This is a genomic window from Ruminococcus turbiniformis (genome assembly GCF_020687545.1).
Lineage (GTDB): Bacteria > Bacillota > Clostridia > Lachnospirales > Lachnospiraceae > Mediterraneibacter > Mediterraneibacter turbiniformis.
Genome location: NZ_JAJEQX010000020.1, coordinates 53,413 through 72,586, shown reverse-complemented (window position 1 = coordinate 72,586; position 19,174 = coordinate 53,413). Strand labels below are relative to the sequence as shown.

Sequence of the window (19,174 nt, the reverse complement as noted above, 5' to 3'; positions counted from 1 at the left end):
AAGAATTAAGCTTTCCCTCGGAGGGTTGAGTCCAATTCAATACCGACAGAGCCAAGGACTTATAGCAGCATGATAAATGGGGATAACGGAGGATTAATGGTCCAAGAAAATGTCCGCATCCCCGAATTCTTTTTTTCATAGGCTTCTCCCTCCCTTTTTCACTAAATAAGGCCAACTTCTTTTAACATATTCCGGATTTTCGCATCCAGTGCGTCGTCGATGTCGGGGAGTGGAATACGTCCAGGCCCGCAGTCAGAACCGACCAGAGTGGCTGCTCTTTTCAGAATCGCAAGAACAACCGGCTCTCCTCCGGTGGCGCTCTCGGCTCCCGCAAGGTCAAGGTATGGAGTAAGCCTGTCTCTTACTTTCTTCGCCTCTTCATATTTTCCGGCGCTTCTCTTCTTCCACATCTCAACTGCAATTTCCGGAGCAAAGTTAGATGTACTGGATATGAACCCTACAGTTCCCGCCAGAGCTGCAAACGGCTCAAGAAATTCCCCGTGTCCGTTAATCACCGCAATTTTGTTTCCAATTTTACGGACGACTTTCTCCATTTTGACGAAATTAGGCGTGCACTCCTTAATTCCAACCACATTGGAAGAATCCACAAGCTGTTCCAGTACTTCAACAGGCACATCTTTATGTGTCACTTCAATGTTGTTGTAAAGCAGAATTCCGATATCCGCACATTCGGAAATTTCTCTGTAAAATCTAAGTACAGCCTCGTCAGTCGGAACATAATAATATGGCGAAAGTACCATCACACCGGCAGCCCCAGCGCTCTGCGCATGTTTCATGAGATCCTTAACATCTACAATATTGCTGTGATTGCATCCGGCAATAATCGGAAGTTCATCTCCTGCCTCGTCCACAGCTGTCTCAATCAGTTTCTTTCTTTCCTCAATCGTGAGCGCTCCGCATTCTCCCGTACTGCCTCCTACAACAAGAGTGCAGTTGTTTTCTTTTGTAATTCCCTTGCTTTTCAGAAAGCGGATATGATTTCTCATTCCTTCATAGCTTACCTCCCGGCCTTCTGTCATGGGCGTAACAGAGATGGCACAGATACCCTTTAACGCTTCCTTAAGTTCTTCTGGTTTCATTGCTGCATCCTCCTTTTTTTATTACGATCTTTTTCTTCATTATAACCATCCCGCAGCAGAATTTCAATTACTTTTTGAAAAACTTTTCTTTTTTGTAATTTATATATAAAAAATATTTTCTTTTTTGTTCACTTTTTCACCCCGGACTTTTTTCATTCAGCATTATCCAGTTTGCCTGAAACGGCCTCATCAGATTCCAGTACCCGACACCTGACAGATCATACTCCCGCGCCAGGTTTAACTTCGCCTCAATGCTTCTCGGATCCTCAAACCAGACCTCATGCGCCGTTCCCTGCGCACTATAGGTAAACCAGGGTGCCTGGGCAATCGGAGCATACTGTATGACAGCTCCCATCTCGGAGGCAAGGTTCACCGCCTCCACATTTCCGATTGTACGCGCCCGTGTCACGCCCCGGACGTAAGGCCTGGGCCAGTCATACCCGTAATTTGGAATTCCCATGATCAGCTTCTCTGCCGGCAGCTTCTCAAGAGCATATTCTATTACCTGGCGGACTTTGTCGAGAGGGGAGACGGCCATAGGCGGTCCGTAAGTATATCCCCATTCATAAGTCATAAGGAAGATCTTATCCGCATTTTCCCCGAGCATGGCATAATCGATCCCCTCTACGAGAATCCCTCTCTGTCCGTCCGATGTCTTGGGAGCAACCGCCACAGAAACGCGGTAGCCGTATTCTCCCAGCCGGTCTCTTACTTTTCCCACAAATTCTGCGTACAGCACACGGTCTTCCGGAAGCACATACTCAAAGTCAATATCCACTCCCGCATACCCTCTGTCCCGGACTGTCTCATAAAGCTGTCCGATCAGATTTTCCTGAACCTGTTCATTTTCCACCAGCACTTTAATGAGCTGATTGTTAAACGCTCCGTCCGAAAAAGGTGTCAGGACAAGCAGCGGCTCGATTCCCTGCTGCCATGCCGCCTCGATCATCCACAGTTCATCCGGCCTGGGCGGGACCAGATTTCCCTCAAACGTAAATCCGTAGGAAAAGATAAGAAGTTCATTGAGTGCAGGAAACGCCTCTTCCAGAACAGACTGCTCCACAAAGGGATATGCATATCCGCCCACGCTCAGACCTCCGCGGTAATCCGGTCTTTCCCCCTCCCCGAGCAGAAGAAGCGCCTGTCCTTCCACCAGTCTGTCTCTGTTTTCGATCTGATTGTCATACACAATTTTCTCCACCGGAACTCCTGTCCTCCTGGATATATCTTCAAGGGTATCCCCTTTTGCTACCACATAAATCATACAGTCACCTCAACATTTGCTCTGCAGATTGCAGATTATACAGAAAAATTCAGGGAGACATTCTCCGCCTCTGAAGGCGGGAAATATCTCCCTGTAATATATGCCTGCGGCATTTCTTATATTCCTGTATTTCTATGCGAACTGGCTGTTGTACAGATCTGCGTATGCTCCTCCGGCTCTTAAGAGCTGTTCGTGGTTTCCTTTCTCGATGATCGTCCCGTCCTTCATGACAAGAATCATATCTGCATCCACAATCGTAGAGAGACGATGGGCAATCACAAAACTTGTGCGCCTCTTCATCAGCGCGTTCATGGCCCGGCCAATCTCCATCTCCGTGCGGGTATCCACACTGGATGTAGCCTCATCAAGAATCAGGACTGCCGGATTGCAGAGCATGACTCTTGCAATGGTCAAAAGCTGCCTCTGTCCGGCGGAAATATTTTCCGCATCGGAAGAAAGCACTGTGTCATACCCTCCGGGCAGCGTGCGGATGAAGAAGTCCGCCCTTGCCGCTTTCGCGGCCCTGGTAATCTCCTCCCTGGACGCCTCGGGTCTTCCGTAGGCGATATTCTCCGCAATCGTCCCTTCAAAGAGCCACGTATCCTGAAGTACCATTCCGAAGTTGCTGCGCAGGCCTTCGTAGGTCATTTTGGAAATATCTTCTCCATCGAGGCGTATGCAGCCTCCGTTCACCTCGTAAAAACGCATAAGCAGGTTGATCAGTGTTGTCTTGCCCGCTCCGGTGCTTCCTACCACGGCAATCTTCTGTCCCGGCTGCACGGAGAAGCTGATATCCTCCATAAGAATCCGATCCGGTGTGTAGCCGAACCGAACGTGCTCAAACTCCACGCCGCCTTTCGCAGCCCTTACTTCTGCGGGGCTCAGCGGATCTTTCCTTATCTCTTTCTCATCCAGGAGTTCAAAAATCCGCTCTACCGACGCGATGGACGACTGCAGGGAGTTGATCATATAGGCCGCTTCTGTCAGCGGCTCCGACGCCTGATACACATATTGGAAAAACGCCTGGAATGTTCCCACAGTAAGGACTCCGTCCAGCAGAAGTTTCCCCGCAAATACAGCGATTGCCGCCTGTCCTAACCGGTTCATCAGACGAATCGCCGGATTCACCGCGTTCATCATAAAATCAGCCTTCCTGGACGTTTCCGCCAGCTCTTCCACTGCATCCCGCATATCCTGCATGCTCTTTTCTTCTCTGTTAAACGCCCGGATAACAGTACGTCCGCTGTATGCCTCCTCTACCTGCCCTGTCACACGGCTTACCGCCTGCTGACGTCTTGCCGCATATCTGAGCGTCCTTGCCGCGAACAGTTTTGTAGAAAACAGTGAAAGCATTGTAAACACCAGGAACACCAGCGTCAGTCCAATATGGAACTGAAACATCATAACAAGAGAGCCTGCCACCATCCCCACCGCCGTAAACAGTTTTAAAAGCCCGGTCTGCAGCACCTCTGACATCTTGTCCAGGTCATTTGTAGCACGGCTTAATATCTCTCCTGTCCTGTGACCATCAAAATAGGACAGCGGAAGCCGGTTCAGTTTTTTGCTGATTTTTGTCCGAAGCTGCAGGCTTAACCGCTCCGCAAAGCTGGCCATCAGGAAACTCTGGAATGTATAGAGAATCCCCGTAACTGTATAAATCGCGAGCAGAATCGCGATCTGGCGCCCGCCGCTCTCCCATGTCACAGAAAACGCGGCGCCTCTCTGCCATGCCTCCTGTATTTTTTTCCACAGAAGATCCACAATCCCCGCGCTGTAGACCGGAGCCGCTACAGACAGAATCGTATAAAATACAACCGAAACCGCCACAATCACAAGACGTATGCGCTGTCTTCCCATAGAATGCCAAAGACGCACAACTGTTTTCCAGGCATTGGAGGGCACAGAAAAGTCCATGTCATCTTCATATACCGTTGTCTCATTGTCCGCCACTTTGCATACCTCCTTTCATCTGTGATTTCGCAATTTCCCTGTATACGCCGCAGCTTTCCATCAGTTCTTCATGTCTTCCTATCCCTGCAATTCTCCCTTCATCCAGCACAATGATCTGGTCTGCATTCAGGATCGTATTGATTCTCTGCGCGATGATCAGAACCGCGGCATGCGCCACTTCCTCTTTAAGCGCTTTCCGAAGCGCCGCGTCTGTCTTGAAATCAAGCGCAGAAAAACTGTCGTCAAAGATATACAGATCGGCCTTCTTCATAAGCGCCCTTGCGATCGAAAGCCTCTGTTTCTGCCCTCCGGAAAAGTTCGTTCCTCCCTGCGCCACATGGGCGTCCAGCCCGTTGGCGAGCGTACTCACAAAATCCGCCTGCGCAACAGAGAGAATCCGGCGCATCTGATCCTCGGAAGCACGCTCATCTCCGTCCCGGAGGTTATCCGCGATCGTACCGGAGAAGAGCCATGCTTTCTGCGGAACATAGGAAATTTTTTCCCTCAGTTCTTTCTGGGACACGTCGCGCACATCAGTTCCATTAACGGACACCGACCCTTCCGAGACATCATGGAATCTGAGAATCAGCCGCGCCAGTGTTGATTTTCCGCTTCCCGTTCCACCGATAACCGCCGTCGTCTCTCCTCTTCTGCATACAAAATCCAGTTCTGTCAGAGCGTACTCGTCCGCATCAGGGAACTTAAAAGACACGTCCCGGAACCGGACTACTTCCCTGTTTGCTGCCCTGACGGACTGCCCTGCCTTTGGACACGTTTCCAGCTGAAGTTCCGCCGCCGTGTTCTCCGTCTCCGGATGTACTTTCATTCCGGATTTGCCGTCTTCGATCTCCGGCTCTTTCTCCAGAATTTCCTCGATACGCCGGATGCATACTCGCGCTCTTGGCAGAAGGATGATCACCATCTGCGCCATTATAATATAGAAGAGAATCAAAATAGAATACTCCGTGAGCGCCGTGATGTCTCCTATCTCCATCTTCCCCGCGCCGATCCGGTTTCCCCCGAACCACAGGATGGAAACGATACAGATATTGATTACAAAAAACGCCGTACTCTCAAGTCCCGCGAAAAGAAGATTTGCGCTCACAGATGTCACTGCATAATCCTCAAAGCTCTTCCGCATCCTTTTTTCCTCGTCCTTTTCTTTATTGAAAGCACGGATCACTCTCACACCGGTCAGATTTTCTCTGAGGACAACATTCATCCGGTCAAGGAGCCTTTGCAGCCGTCCGAAAATCTCCGAGGCCCTGCGGGTAACAAACAGCGCAAGCACAATGATAAGCGCCGTTACGCCGATCAGCAAAAATCCCATAACCGTGTCAATGGCAAAGGCCATAACAATACCCATTACACAGACTGCCGGTACAGGAAGAACCATCTGAATACACCATACAACAGACTGCTGGATAATATTGATATCATTAAGCGTCCTTGTGATCATGGAGCCGGTGCCAAACTGCTCAAAATCATGGGCGGAAAACTGAAGTGACTTCTCATAAACCGCGTTTCTCATATCTTTCCCTATTTTGGCCGACAGATCGGCACACAGCCAGCTTCCCAATAAAGCGCCCGCCCCGGCCGTCACTGTCACAAGTACCATGGCAATCCCTTTTTCCACTATATAACTGATGTTTCTGCTCTCTACACCGATATTGATCATGTCCGCTGTCAGCCTGGGTACAAACAGTCCTCCCGCCACATCGAGAAGCATGGCCAGTACAGTCAGGACACAGATTTTGCGGTATGGTTTCAAAAATTTCAGTATGATTTTCACAGTATCTCCTCCACTAACTTTTTTTCTCTTCTTCGAAAATATTCCAGATATTTTTTCGAAAGCCGGATATAATCCACTCTCTCTGTTTCTTCCATCTCGGAAAATATATCGTTTTCCAGTTCAATAACAGGATATATCTTCTCTTCTGCAAACTTCTGTCCTTTCTCAGTCAGAAAAAGCTTTTTTTCTCTTCCCTCACCCTGCTTTAAATATAAAATCCCCTTTTTTTCCAGATTCCGGACGGATGAATTGATCGTCTGCTTGCTGACCCACACTTCCTGACATATCTCACTTTGCCGGCATCCGTCTCCTAAGACAGCCACTGCGTACAGAATGGAAAACGCGCTGTCCGACAGCCCGATTTTAAGGCCGATCTCGTGGTACAGCTCCTCCAGTTCCTTGTAAAGCCGGTTAAGTTCCCTTGCTTCTGCTCTCTGTATCATTTTTACCTCCCGCTTTTCTTCTGCGCTCTCTGTTTAATGGCTCCATCCTTCGTTATTTTGTTATATAGTCCGATTTCGTACTTGCCATTATAGTCCGATTTCGTACTTATGTCAACACCTTAGCGTCAGTGTGCAAAAAAGGCATGCCGCACATGACAGATTTCATGTACAGCATACCTTTCTTTTCTGAAAAACCTTTTTACCGAAGTGCCGGCACGCCTCCTGATGCCAGGGCGTCAAAGTTCCATATTTCTTTGCTCCATCCAAGTATATCCGTGTAGAATGTCTCGTCCGCTGCCTGCGCTTGTGTGAGCGTGCGTACAGGTGACAAATCTGCGCTTTCCTCAACAATGTTTGTCAGGCTGTCTGATGTCTCCAGCTCATACGCGCTGCCGGCAGTATCAAGTACATTCCAGCCGGAAATACGATGAGAGTTGACGCCGGTGCTTAAACTGACTGAATTTACAATGGCCACGCTGCCTTCGTTCGGACCTCCGATCAGACCGCCGTTTCCGACTGCATCAAATGCGGTGATCTCGGCTTTTGTGATACAGTTTTTCACAGTCCCGCCGCCCAGCCATCCGGTAATCCCCCCGATTCTGGCTCCAAGCTGATGCCTGGCCGTCCCCTCAAGCGTGCCGGTCACAACACAATCCTCCATTCTGGATCCGTCAAATTGTCCCGCGATTCCCCCGACTGTATTTCCCGCACGGATGGAAGCGTTTTCAACAGACACTCTGCTGACTGTACTTGCCTGAATCACCCCGGCAATTCCTCCGACCTGATTCGTCTGGTTATTGATGACAGGGCGGATCACCCGGATATCATGGATTTCTGCATTCCGTATCTCACCGGCAAGCGTTCCCTTCTGGCTGTCGCCGTAAAGAGTGCTGTCCTCTATTGTCAGGCTACTGATTTCAGCGCCGTCTATTTTTTCAAACAAAGGCGCGTTCAGTCCTCTTATTGTATATCCGTTTCCGTCAAACACCCCGGAAAAGATACCGTCCACTGCGTAAGTTTCCAGGTCAGTTCCGCTAAAATCCAGGTCAGCCCCGAGCGTATACTGCTTTTTAAGTCCCGCGGCAGAATCCCCGATTGCCAGCAGTTCCTCCGGCGTTGTAATCTCCCGTCTTCCTACGGTCACTGACATATCACCGTATTCGTAATAACCTTCACTCTTTGTTTTTACAAGGGGAAGATGCATGTCCGCATTTTCCACCTTTACATCTCCAATCACCGTCTTTTTCGAATTCACTGCCAGCATCGCCTGTGCTTCTCCGGCATAGGATGGTTCCATAATCGTCAGATTCTTCACCTGTGTGTGCTGAATACTTTCAAACAAGGGATACTGCATTCCTTTCAGCGTATAACCGTTTCCGTCCAGGATGCCGATAAATCTTCCCTCAATATAACTTCCGTTCGCCTCTGCCCGGGAAAAATCCAGGTCATTTTCCAGGCGGTAGTATCCATGCGGGTTTCGCGCCGCCTCCACGGCCAGTTCCTCCGCCGTTGATACAGATATGACAGGAGGCGCAGTGTAAATCCCGCCTTCCGCAAAATCTGCGGTCACTCGTTTTATCATTCCATAGAGCATCCGTTTCGTCTCAATGCAGGCGGACATATTTCCGTCCGCCGCATCCTTTTCAAAGGCCGCTTTGAACTGTGCTTTCACCGCCTCCGGATCGAAATATGGTATCCGCGAAAGGTTCTGTTCCACATTCCGGTATCTGCCAAGCTTATACTCTTTCCATGTTATTTGGGAATCTCCGGTGATCTTTCTCAGCGCATCCAGATCATTTTCCGAAAGCCCGGACATATAGACCATGTACCCGTCTTCATATCCGGCAACACCCAGCATCTCCTGTCCCAGCCGTTTAAACGAATGTGTGTCTGGGGAGCCGCTGTCATTGTGGGACTGATACCAGTTCATCGTATAAAATGATTCAAATCCATAGCTTCCCTCCGTGGCTGTTCCCACTGTCTCAGGATAGGAATTCCCGTTTCGTACTGATATCCGGTTTTCCCACAGATCCTCCATATCCTTTAAGCCCATATCGGCGAACTCCTCCGCCGTAAGCCTTTTGTACACAGTACTCATGGAGTCGCTTCCTCCCGCGGTATGATTTGCCTGCACCCCCACCGCTGCCTGCTGCTGCGGGGTCAGTTCGAGAAATGCCTGCGCCGCAAGATAGTCGAGTACATATCCTGCCTCAAACATCTCCCTGTAGTAGCTGTGCACTTTTTCTGCGGAGTCGATCCGCTCATAGCTGAAATTATTAGGCATCTCCAGACCGATATCATTGATCTTTGAAATATTAAAAACCATGCACCCGTCCCGCATTTCCTGCGCGATATTGCCGTCGGCGTGGGCCTCCGCGCCTGTTCCTTTTCTCCGGCCCGCTCCTCCGTAAAAATACCGTCCGTCCTGATTGTGGGCGGTCTCATGACTGAAGGTAAAAAATGTATAATCACTTGTTGTCAGCGCCGGATCCCACATCCAGATAACAATACTTCCGTTTGCCACTGCGGCGCTTCCGTTGAGCGCGTTTAACATATCCACCGCCTCATAGACCCACTTCATAACAGGATCTCTCGTCTCTCCTTTCTTCTGTTCTCCCCCTGCGGCTGCAGTGCTTTCCGGGAAAGCCAGCCTTGTATCATACTGGAGATTGACGAATGTATTTAACTGTGTTTTGATCCTGTCAGACCATCTCGATGACACTCCGTAGAAAATCCCCATTTTTTCGGCATAGGCTTCTGCTGTTTTGAGCATCCTCTCCCGTTCCTGTCCGTCTTTGTTCAGATAATCCGGGTATCTGTTCATGCTCCCGATTATGATCTGAGACGGTACCGAGATCATATACATATCATTCTGAGGCGCTGTGAGAATCGGCAGAATCACATTCTTTCTTTCTTCCTCAAGCCCCGTCAGATTATCCCACGCTCTGTAGCGGATGCTTCCGTCATCTCCCATGGCCGGTTTTTCAACAAACACTCCTTTAAAAGTGTCAGCAAACCAGTCATTGGGGTCTTCGTATCCTCCCAGTTTCTCTGACATCTCCGCAATAAATTCTGTCAGACTCCGCCCTGTGTAGTTTTTAAGCACGCGATTGTAAAGCGCGACAGTCCTGCCTGTCCCTCTAAGTTCCCCGGAAACGCCAAGCAGCGCTGTCTCAAGGGCGTCCGGCGTCATCCCCTCAGCGGTCTGTTCCCCGTGAAAGTACAGCAGATCGCTTAAATACACGCCATTGAACTCAATGTGATACCACTTGTCAAAATAATTGTAAGAATAGAGGGCTCTCTTTATCGCCTCTTCATCCCGTATCCGCTCGTCCGCAAGGGCACGCACAGCCGGATGCATACTATAAAGAGGATAGTCTTCCTGTACCATAAACCTGTCCGCCAGAATCCCGGCAGCTCTCGTTTTTACATTTTCCTCATAATAATCCGCATACAAACGGCTCTCATTTTCCGGCGCCGCCGCGGCAATATCCGTATAATAGCCGTACTTTTCCGCCAGTCCAAGCGCTTCTGCCAGACGGTCTGCATCTGTGTCCGCCGCATATCCTCGGAACTGGTATTTCAGATCTGTACCGTTCAGACGATAGACTCCCGCCACATCTCCGAGCAGCTTTTCATAAACCGTCTCATACTCCTGCATCTTTCCGTCCTCAAATATAACCCTGACCTTCTTAATCTTATCCGGCATTTCCTTTGTGAGCGCATTCACAAGAGAACCGTCCTCGGCAAGGGGCAGGACATACTGCATTTTTCCTGTGGCAAGCAGGTCTTCCTTCTCAAGGCTGTTGCCGTACTCCACCCACATACGTGTATCCATAAAAGGCATCAGCATGGCCATGTTGGCATACGCCTGTTCCCTCTCCACACGATAATCACTGTGGTTTCTTACCTGTTCATACCCCGGGATCCGGTGATTATTCTCCGTATAAGGAGCCGTCTTAAGCAAAGGAAGTTTTCCGTAAGGGACAAGCCCGAACTCCCAGACCTCCCCGTCAAAGCCAAGCGTTTTCTCATAAAAGTCTGTCTCATAAACCGCGTCTGTCTCCTTTACGCCCCCTTTGTTTCCGTCATGAATATTACTCAGACTGTCCGAGCCGGAAAACTCGTACACCTCTTTTACATCCTTTAGTACATCGAAGCCCGCAATCCGGTAACCGTCCCCGCTGCTTAAGCTTATACTGTACTCAATCGCGGGACTGCCCTTGTCAGGTCCCCCGATCAGTCCGCCGTTTCCTTTGTCAGACGGCCCGATAATCCGGGCAGCGGCAATACATCTGCGAATTGCGCCTGACCCGTGCCATCCGGCAATACCTCCGGCTCTTGCACCGAGGGACGGGTGGTCATATGTTCCCTCAACTGTTCCGCTCACAGAACAGTCTTCAATGAGCGCGCCTGAATCTGTTTTACCCGCGACTGCGCCCACCGCGACCAGTCCTCTTACCTTCACATCCACGGCCGCGCTTTTTCGTATTGTAGAATTTGAAAGGGTTCCTGTAAATCCTCCCACTCCGTCCACACTGTTTGAAATCGACGAATCCTTGATAAACACATTTTCAATAACCGTCCGGTTTCTTACGGCGTCGGCGAGTATTCCTCCTCTCTGTGCCGTCACCGCCGCATCCTCGATAACAAGGTCATGGACATAGGCGCCGCTTAATGTTCCGAACAGAGAGGTGGGAAGGTTAAAAATGCGGTAACCGTTTCCGTCAAGCTCCCCCGTGAACGTTCCTGCTGACGCCGCTTTGTCCGCCGCTATGCCCGAAGCATCCAGATCTTCGGTAAGCTCAAATTTCCCGTCCGGTTTTTCCGTCATCTTCCGGAAGAGCTCCTCCGCGCTCTTTACGGGTGTATGTTCACCTTCACTGTCTCTGTAAGCTACCGGAAATATATATTCCTGCGCCTTATCACCATTCTCTTTATACTGAATCAGATCTGCCTGATCTACAACCGCGTACAGTTTCTTCGCGTTTTCATCCAGACGGAACTGCCTGATTCCCGCATAGAAGTCCGGCAGATTTTCCATTTCTATAACCGCGTAATAGTCAGAGACATCCCCGGGGACGCCTCCGGTTATATCGATCATATCCACCTTCTCATGACCTGCATTTCCCGCATAATAAAGAGTGTTTCCCGTAACATCTTTAAATTCCAGCGCGTCTCTGGATACAGATACATTCTCAGAAAGGAGCGTATATCCCTTAACCGCATTGGACTGATCATCCAGAGTATTCGAATCTCTGTCACAGTCCGCCGTCACAGTCACCGTGTAATTCTCCGCTGTCTTCAGAGGCGTCAAAATTTTATTTTCTCCCTCCGATACATTTTCCGCGAGAATGATATCCCCATTCTGCTCTGCGATCTCCACCCGGGCGCCTGTGAGCGCTTTGTCAGGATCTTCAATCTCAAAGTAAACAGCCAGTTCATCGCCGGCTGTCTTTTCATAAGAAAAGCCTTCCGCCGAGGGCAGATCCTTCAGTACCTCTGTCCGGATTTTCCATGCGGCATCCAGTATTGTCCCGTCCGCAAACAGTACCTGCGTAAGAGCAGTTTCATAAGGCCCGGCCTCTTCCGGTGATGCCACACGCGCCTGCCATGACCCGTCTTCTTCCGGACTGATCTTTTCCTCCTGAAAACCGCATACAACAGCTGCAGGTTCCGAACCGGTGTTATGCTCAATCCTGTAAAATACCCCGATCTCCTCTCCCTTTTCCACATAGGTTTTCTCCGCCCATCCGTCTGTGACAATCACTCTGGGACGTGCCTGTACACTGTATTCAGAAAGCACTTTTCCCGTTTCAGCCTCCGAGCCGTCTTCCGACAGATCGCAGTCCGCCGCAATCTGTACAGTATAGGCAGATGTAATCCCTGTATCGGACAGAGGCACTGTCTCTTCAAACGCATCGGTACCCCCTGCTTCTGCCGTAAACTGCTGTTCTGCTGCAATATCTCCATCCGCGTTTCTGATCAGGATCCGGTGCGCGGACAGCGCTCTGTCCGGGTCAGAAAGCCGGAAAGAGACAAGAAATTCCCCGGCCTTTTCATCTTCTTTGGCAAAAAGATCCTGCACCTGCGGTCTCTCTTTAGTAATATGTACGAGAATAACATTATCCTGTGTCAGTTCAAAAGCTTTTCCGTTTGTAAGGACAATCTGCTCTGCACGGATTTTTGTCTCCCCTGTCCGGTCAAATCCGTCCAGTGTCGCAGAGTAGCCGCTTTCTGTCTGATTTACGGGATAGCTCTTCCCATTCACGGTAATGCGTTCAGGTACAAATCCGGTATTGTTTCCGCTCTCAAAGAGAAGAAGAATCGGCTCATTCTTCCCGAACCGCCCCGAAAGGTTTCCATCTGCTGCGGCAGTTTTCATCCCGCCAAAGGTAAACCGGTAATTCAGGTTAAGCTCCACTTCTTTAACAACAGAAAAACTTCCGCTGAAATCTTCTTCTGCGTCCAGCTCATCCGAATCCCTGTTGTAGTTTCCGTTCAGATGAACTGTATACGCTTCATTCTCCTCCAAATCTAAAGCAAGCTCATTTTCTCCCGCTGAAAGTTTCTCCGATATAATCTGTGTTCCGTCGGAATTTTTTATAACCTCCGCAAAAGCTGACGTAAGCGCCTGATCCGGATCTCTAAGGGAAAACGAGACTTTCATCTGCGCTGTGTCCGTCAGCTCTTCAGAAAGGAAATTCTCCACATATGGTTCCTCTTTCAGCACATCGATCTTTTCCGTATAATCCACAGTCACATCATATCCCGTATCAAGAATGACGTTTGTCATGTGAAAAGCCCTCACTCCGGATGTGGTGCCGGAATCCGGCCTGACCGTGTAGACCGGTTCGTCTGCCGCTTTCTCTGCGGGGTACTCCCGGCCGTCTATCATCACCCGCTCAATCTGTGCGCCGTACGGAACTTCTGCCCGGAACTTAAGCTCCGTCTCTTCTCCTTTCCCGTAATAGAAGCGTTCCGTTACAGACTGCAGCTCCACCTCATACTTCAGATTTTTTTCAATCCTGCGGATAAGGATGGCGATATCTTTGACCGTCAGTTCACTGTCTCCATCCATATCCGCGCGGCTTATATGTTCTTTGGGGATCTCTTCGAGTCCGATCAGATGTCTTTCCAGAAGCTCTACATCCGAATAATCCGAAACGCTGTCGTCGTTTATATCTCCCTTGAACGCATACGTGCGCATGCCTCCTGCAAGCATTGAAAATCCACCGATACATATGATCACTCCCGCCAAAATTTTCATTTTCCGGGATACACTTTTTTTCTTTTTTAATACATAAACCGTTCCTCCCGCGATGACTGTCAGCAGTGCCGCACCGCATATCAAAAGCGCGCCTGCTGCCGAATCGCCGGAACGGACTGCGGATACTGTCTCCCCTGACCCGTCCGAACCGCTGTTTCCTGAGCCCTCACTGCCGTCCGCACTTTCACTGCTGTCTGAAACTGCCGAAAGAGAAAGTGCAGAATCTGCAGGATTTACATTCTCTTTTCCGTCAGACACAACAGCATCTGTCACTTTTATCCAAGTCTCTCCCGCCGTAATATCTTGTTTCGCGGTAAGCGTAAGGCGAAACACATCTCCTTCTTTGCCGCTCCCCGCCCTGTGGATCAGGACAAACTGTCCGTTATCCTGGTTATAGAACAGTCTCTCCCAGGAGTTTTTCCCCTCAAAGTTCCCGGCTTGCGCATCTTCAAATACTTCCCTGTCATACAAAAGAGTTCCTTTGAGGACATTAACTCCATCTTCTGCTCCGTGCGGAATACTGAGGGACACCTCAAGTTCCACTGTCTGCCCTTTTCGCACCACAGTGTCTTCAGAAATAATATTCATTGTGCCGGTATCCGCTGCGGCTGCGGTCAAACCTCCCAATAAGAGTCCGCATACGGTAACCACTGCTGCCAGCAGGGCTCTTATTTTTCCCATTTTTCTCCAGTCCTTTCAAAAAATTTGTCGTTTTCTGACCAGACTGATTTTATCTTTTTTTATACACAGGAAGCAATATGAGATTACTGGTAAAATTCTTTCCGCTTCCGGGCCGCCTTCTCAGCCGCCTCCAGGCCATCATACCCGCAGCATTCCGCCGTCCGGGCATAAATATCCAGTACCATGTTTTGTCCGGTGTCTTTCTTTCTTTTCACCATTGCGTAATACAGCTTCAGTGTCGCTGATGAATAGGTCAAAAGTTCTCCCCTCTGGTACACGTCAACAGATGTTTCTCCCGAAATGCTCTCTCTCCTGCTGCCTCCTCTCCCCCTCGCGGCAATACCCGGATACATTTTTTCCGCTTCGCTGTAAAATCCCATCACAATCTCCATAATCTGCTCTGCCAGGCATTTCTTTTCTTCCGTAATTCCGGGCAGAAACTCCCGCAGATATTTTTCATAATAGTCCGGGCTTGTTTCCCTCATCATATATGCATATTTCTGTTCAATTATATTCATTCCCTGTGACCCTGCTTTTAAAAGATCCGCATAATAGCTCTCAAGCACATCTTTATCCCACACGGAAAACTGACTGTATCTCATGACATAAAAGACCGGAAAATTATCCTGGCAGGAGGCTCTCCCTCCAAGCGAGTTTACCTTGTCAAACATTTTCCACTCTTTTTGAATCACTTCATCCACAAGCGGCTTCTGGTTTCTTTCATCCATATCTGCCCTTCTCCTGTCATCTTTTATTTTTGTTTACTTTCTCCCCTCCATAATCGGAAGATTTTTAAGCTGCGGATCGCAGATCTGCTTTGTCAGACGCTCAGCATGCACTTCAAGAAAACTTTCTTCCCCGTATGACCATCCCCGTCTGACCAGGCTGTCCCTGATCCTGATACATATACGCTCAATCAAAAGGATTTTCCTCATACTCTCCGAAGTGTCAGAGAGAAGAATAAACTTTTTCAGCTCTTCCAGCACGTCTGAAGCCTCATGGAACTTCTCCGCTCCCCGGAATGCCCACTTATAAAACGGCATGTAGGTTTCATTGAGCAAATACAGCGCTCCGAGCGCCGCCGTCACAAACTCACAGCAGCAAAGCGCCGCTGTCTCAAACATTTTCCGCCGGATACTTCTCACATAATTATACTGGCCTGCCTGTGCCATGACTGCACACCGGGCCGCCATCTTTTTTTTCATAGTCTCTTCAGGATAGAATCCCAGCAGTTTTTTTCTTATGGCGGAAAATTCTCCCAGCGGATCTGCAAACACCTCTCCGTTTACCGCAGCCGCCAGAAAGTGATCCGGTATGAGCAGCCACTGGAGATTCGTCTCAGGAGCTGACTTTCTGCCGATCAAAGATTCATAAAATGATTCCACCGTATGTACGCCGATACGTTTTTTTCTTTCCTCCGTATATAAAGGGGCCGTAATTCCCCACAGGCAGGACATATCCGGCAGGTTTTCATACGCCTCGCTCAGACGGACACCGATATTATCCCAATACCTCTCGGGAATCCAGATACAAAATCCGGGACCAAAATCATGGTCCCGGGAATATGAGTCGTCAAATCCAAAACACTCTGAGCCCTGTCCTGCAAGCCCGGCAGCAAGATAACTTTCATACTGTGAAAATTCAGAATGAATCATCAAAATCCCATACTGCTCATAATACTGCCTCGCTATTTCAAGGCCCTTCATGTTTTCCATTTTTCTCCTCCTGTCCTCTGCTTTTACACTGTTCCATTTTCTTTCTCTCGCTTTTCCAGCTCTCATTTCTGCCGAATGCACGCTCAATCATCTCTGCCGCCCTCTCATGATAGACGGACGCCTGCATCCACTCGCCTTTTGCGGCGGACAGCTCCGCAAAAACCGATTCCAGTACCGCCGTATGGGCGGGGCTTGGCGACGCGGCTTTCTCAAAACATTCTTTTGCCCGCAGTGCATCCTCGTGTGCCAGATCATACCGTCTCTGCCTTATCCTGATCTGTGCCGTCAACGTATTGGTCACTCCATACTCGTCCTCATATCCTTCTTTTCCGCCGAGAATGTGAAGCGCTTCTTTTGCACACACAAGAGCCTGTGCGCACTCTCCTCTTTTCAGATACAGGGAAGCCTTGTTATTCTTAAGCGCCGCCGCGCGGTAGTCGCCAATATGGTTCACGGAATAAATCTGATCTGCGGTTTCATATTCTTCAGATGCTTTCTCAAGCATATCCACAGCAACATATAAAGTTGCCAGATTTGAACGTATGACCGCCTCCTCCACACTTTCTTTCAAACCTGTTTCTTCTATATTAACAAGCGCCCTGGAAAAGAACTCGATGCTTCCCCAGTAATTTCCTGCCGCACGGTAATATCCGCCCAGTTCATTGCACAGAGAAATTGCCGCATATTTATCTTCCGAGGCTTCAGCGGCGCTGACCTGCTCAAGAAGAAGCTGCTCTGCCTCCCGGTATTTCTGTTTTCCGAACAGATCATCCAGTTTTTCATATACAGATGCAAGTTTCATCTCTCACCTCATTCATCAGTTTTCTTCTGAAAGCACACTGCAAATCCTTTTAAGTCCTTCTTTCAGTACGCTGCGGGGACACGCCACATTCAGACGGATATATGTGTCAGAATTATGCACAAACATATTGCCGCCCTCCAGGAGGACTCCCGCCTTGTTGGCGAACAGAAGCGGAATATTCTCATCTTTATCAATATATTCACCGATGTCCACCCAGCCCAGATAGGTAGCTTCCGGGACTCGGAACACAGCCTTTGTCAGATGCTCGTTTAAGCATTCTTTCACATAAGCAAAATTTCCATCCAGATATTTCCGAAGCTCAATCATCCAGTCATATCCGCCCTCATACGCGGCCTGCGCACCGGCAAGGGAGAGAGGATTCACGTCAAAGCTGTGGTACTTCTGACACATTTCCTGCACTTTTCTGTTCGGGATAATGATATTGGAAAACTGAAGCCCCGCCACATTGAAAGTCTTGCTCGGCGCCATACAGGTGATGATCTGGTCACTGTCCGGATACAGTTTCGCCAGCGGTGTATGGGTAAGCCCGCTTCGTAAAAGATCGCAATGAATCTCATCAGAAATAATCATCACATTGTTTTCAAAGCAGATCTCGGCCGTCTTTCTTAACTCCTCCTCGGTCCAGACCCGTCCGGTCGGATTGTGGGGATTACAGAAGATGAACAGTTTTACTGCCGGGTCTGCTGCCTTTTTCCGGAAATCATCGAAGTCAATCTCATAATACCCGTTGTGGTTTCTGTCCACCAGGTCCGAGTACACATATCCGATGTCATTATGATCTGCCGCATATTTAAAATACGCATAGGACGGCGTCATCATAAGCACTTTATCCTCCGGTCCGCAGATGTAGCCTGTCAGTTCGTAAAGCGCCGGGATCACGCCGGGAGACGGATACAGCTGTTCTCTTTGAAAGCTCCATCCGTACATCTTTTCCGTCCATGCGCGAAAGGCATTGTAATACTCGTCTCCGAAGATCCTTGTATACCCGAAAATTCTTCTGTCAAGCCGTTTTTTAATTCCGTCAATAATGCAGTCCGGTGTGGCAAAATCCATATCCGCCACCCACATACGGATAAACTCATCATCCGCAAAAGGAAATTTCATATTCTCGTCCGCATGGAAAATATACTCGCGGAATCCGTCCGTGTTCAGACAGCTCGTCCCCCGGCGGTCTATGATCTCGTCAAAATTATAGTTCATCTGTCTTTAAGCTCCTTTCTCGTCATGGCTGATAATTCTCCAGATTTTCGAGTACCTTCTGCCGGAGAAGCTCGCCGGACCGTGAAGACTGTCCGGCAACAATGTCCGGGCAGATCACATTCGGCAGCCGGTAAATCTCTCCTTCCTTTCCTCCGATAGAAACCGCACTGTCCACGATATAATAGTTTCCCTCTCCCTGAAGCCACCGCTTTAACTCATCCAGTGGATAGGGCGCGGTAAACGTCGTGTTGATCAGAATTTTCCCGTTCCCGAACCGTTCAAATTCCTCTCGTCCCATAACGACTGTATTTTTGTGCAGATGGGTTGTCAGAATATCTGTTTTTTCAAGCAGTTCATTAAAAGGAAGATACTGTACTCCCCGCTTCTCGATCTCAGGCTTTCTCGTCCGGCTGTAATAGGAGACATCCATGTCAAAGGCCTGCATAAGCCGCGTCACCTCTGTTCCCACGTCTCCCATCCCTACGATCCCGATTCTGGCGCCGACCAGCTCCATCTCTTCGCTCCTCCACCGCATTCCCCCGAATCCGTGAAAGAGACGTACAAGCTCAGAGGCGATAAACTCCGCCACGCCCCGGTCACCGTATCTTCGGATTCCCGTCACCGTAATTCCTCTGTTTTCTGCATAATTCACATCTACATTGGCACTTTCCGGTGTGTACAGGCTGCAGCACATTCCGATGTATTTTAAATGTCCGCACGCATTGATCACATCGGCCCCGATGCGGCTTGTGTAGAATACAAGAAGGGCATCTGCATCCCCGATTCTTCTTATCTTTTCCTCATCGTCTGCGGGGATATCCCGGTAAACAACTACCTCTTCGGCATATCTGTGAAGCGCCTCCTCCGAGGCGCTGTCAAACCGGATCGGTTCCAGAACAACCAGTTTTCTGAATTTTTTCATTCTGTCTCCTTTAA

11 protein-coding genes are annotated in these 19,174 nt (G+C 49.3%); all 11 read right to left on the bottom strand.

Annotated elements, in window-relative coordinates:
* Window positions 1-161 precede the first annotated feature (161 nt).
* A complete protein-coding gene (locus tag LKD70_RS11535; RefSeq protein WP_227708185.1) occupies window positions 162-1,100 on the bottom strand; it encodes a dihydrodipicolinate synthase family protein in 939 nt (312 codons plus the stop codon).
* Between the two features lie 136 nt (window positions 1,101-1,236).
* Entirely contained in the window at window positions 1,237-2,364 is a 1,128-nt protein-coding gene (locus LKD70_RS11530; protein WP_227708184.1) for a glycosyl hydrolase family 18 protein, read from the bottom strand.
* Between the two features lie 132 nt (window positions 2,365-2,496).
* The gene (locus tag LKD70_RS11525; RefSeq protein ID WP_227708183.1) at window positions 2,497-4,314 is read right to left on the bottom strand and encodes an ABC transporter ATP-binding protein; all 1,818 of its coding nucleotides are present in this window, start codon (window positions 4,312-4,314) and stop codon (window positions 2,497-2,499) included.
* Window positions 4,301-6,106, bottom strand: coding sequence for an ABC transporter ATP-binding protein (locus tag LKD70_RS11520; RefSeq protein WP_227708182.1), 1,806 nt, complete (start codon window positions 6,104-6,106; stop codon window positions 4,301-4,303). The genes LKD70_RS11525 and LKD70_RS11520 overlap by 14 nt, the downstream gene beginning before the upstream one ends.
* On the bottom strand, window positions 6,103-6,549 hold the full coding sequence (locus tag LKD70_RS11515; protein ID WP_227708181.1) for a MarR family winged helix-turn-helix transcriptional regulator: 447 nt from the start codon (window positions 6,547-6,549) through the stop codon (window positions 6,103-6,105). Before LKD70_RS11515 ends, LKD70_RS11520 begins: the two co-directional genes overlap by 4 nt.
* A gap of 199 nt (window positions 6,550-6,748) precedes the next feature.
* Window positions 6,749-14,500 (bottom strand): ZmpA/ZmpB/ZmpC family metallo-endopeptidase-related protein, encoded by a 7,752-nt coding sequence (locus LKD70_RS11510; RefSeq protein ID WP_227708180.1) that lies wholly within the window; start codon window positions 14,498-14,500, stop codon window positions 6,749-6,751.
* Between the two features lie 83 nt (window positions 14,501-14,583).
* Entirely contained in the window at window positions 14,584-15,228 is a 645-nt protein-coding gene (locus tag LKD70_RS11505) for a DUF4125 family protein (protein ID WP_227708179.1), read from the bottom strand.
* A 33-nt stretch (window positions 15,229-15,261) separates the two neighbouring features.
* Window positions 15,262-16,215 (bottom strand): DUF4037 domain-containing protein, encoded by a 954-nt coding sequence (locus LKD70_RS11500; protein ID WP_227708178.1) that lies wholly within the window; start codon window positions 16,213-16,215, stop codon window positions 15,262-15,264.
* Window positions 16,193-17,017: a tetratricopeptide repeat protein gene (locus tag LKD70_RS11495; protein ID WP_227708177.1), complete on the bottom strand. Its 825-nt coding sequence runs from the start codon at window positions 17,015-17,017 to the stop codon at window positions 16,193-16,195. The genes LKD70_RS11500 and LKD70_RS11495 overlap by 23 nt, the downstream gene beginning before the upstream one ends.
* A 15-nt stretch (window positions 17,018-17,032) precedes the next feature.
* Window positions 17,033-18,238, bottom strand: a complete 1,206-nt coding sequence (locus LKD70_RS11490; RefSeq protein WP_227708176.1) for a MalY/PatB family protein — start codon at window positions 18,236-18,238, stop codon at window positions 17,033-17,035.
* A gap of 22 nt (window positions 18,239-18,260) precedes the next feature.
* Window positions 18,261-19,160 carry an NAD(P)-dependent oxidoreductase gene (locus LKD70_RS11485; RefSeq protein WP_227708175.1) on the bottom strand — a complete coding sequence of 300 codons (900 nt, stop codon included), beginning with the start codon at window positions 19,158-19,160 and terminating at the stop codon, window positions 18,261-18,263.
* Between the last annotated feature and the right edge of the window lie 14 nt (window positions 19,161-19,174).

What these genes read in the sequence shown, in the direction of transcription:
- LKD70_RS11510 (WP_227708180.1), bottom strand. Translation starts at nt 14,500, where the DNA reads ATGGGAAAAATAAGAGCCCTGCTGGCAGCAGTGGTTACCGTATGCGGA.
- LKD70_RS11530 (WP_227708184.1), bottom strand. Translation starts at nt 2,364, where the DNA reads ATGATTTATGTGGTAGCAAAAGGGGATACCCTTGAAGATATATCCAGG.
- LKD70_RS11485 (WP_227708175.1), bottom strand. Translation starts at nt 19,160, where the DNA reads ATGAAAAAATTCAGAAAACTGGTTGTTCTGGAACCGATCCGGTTTGAC.
- LKD70_RS11500 (WP_227708178.1), bottom strand. Translation starts at nt 16,215, where the DNA reads ATGGAAAACATGAAGGGCCTTGAAATAGCGAGGCAGTATTATGAGCAG.
- LKD70_RS11495 (WP_227708177.1), bottom strand. Translation starts at nt 17,017, where the DNA reads ATGAAACTTGCATCTGTATATGAAAAACTGGATGATCTGTTCGGAAAA.
- LKD70_RS11505 (WP_227708179.1), bottom strand. Translation starts at nt 15,228, where the DNA reads ATGGATGAAAGAAACCAGAAGCCGCTTGTGGATGAAGTGATTCAAAAA.
- LKD70_RS11535 (WP_227708185.1), bottom strand. Translation starts at nt 1,100, where the DNA reads ATGAAACCAGAAGAACTTAAGGAAGCGTTAAAGGGTATCTGTGCCATC.
- LKD70_RS11490 (WP_227708176.1), bottom strand. Translation starts at nt 18,238, where the DNA reads ATGAACTATAATTTTGACGAGATCATAGACCGCCGGGGGACGAGCTGT.
- LKD70_RS11515 (WP_227708181.1), bottom strand. Translation starts at nt 6,549, where the DNA reads ATGATACAGAGAGCAGAAGCAAGGGAACTTAACCGGCTTTACAAGGAA.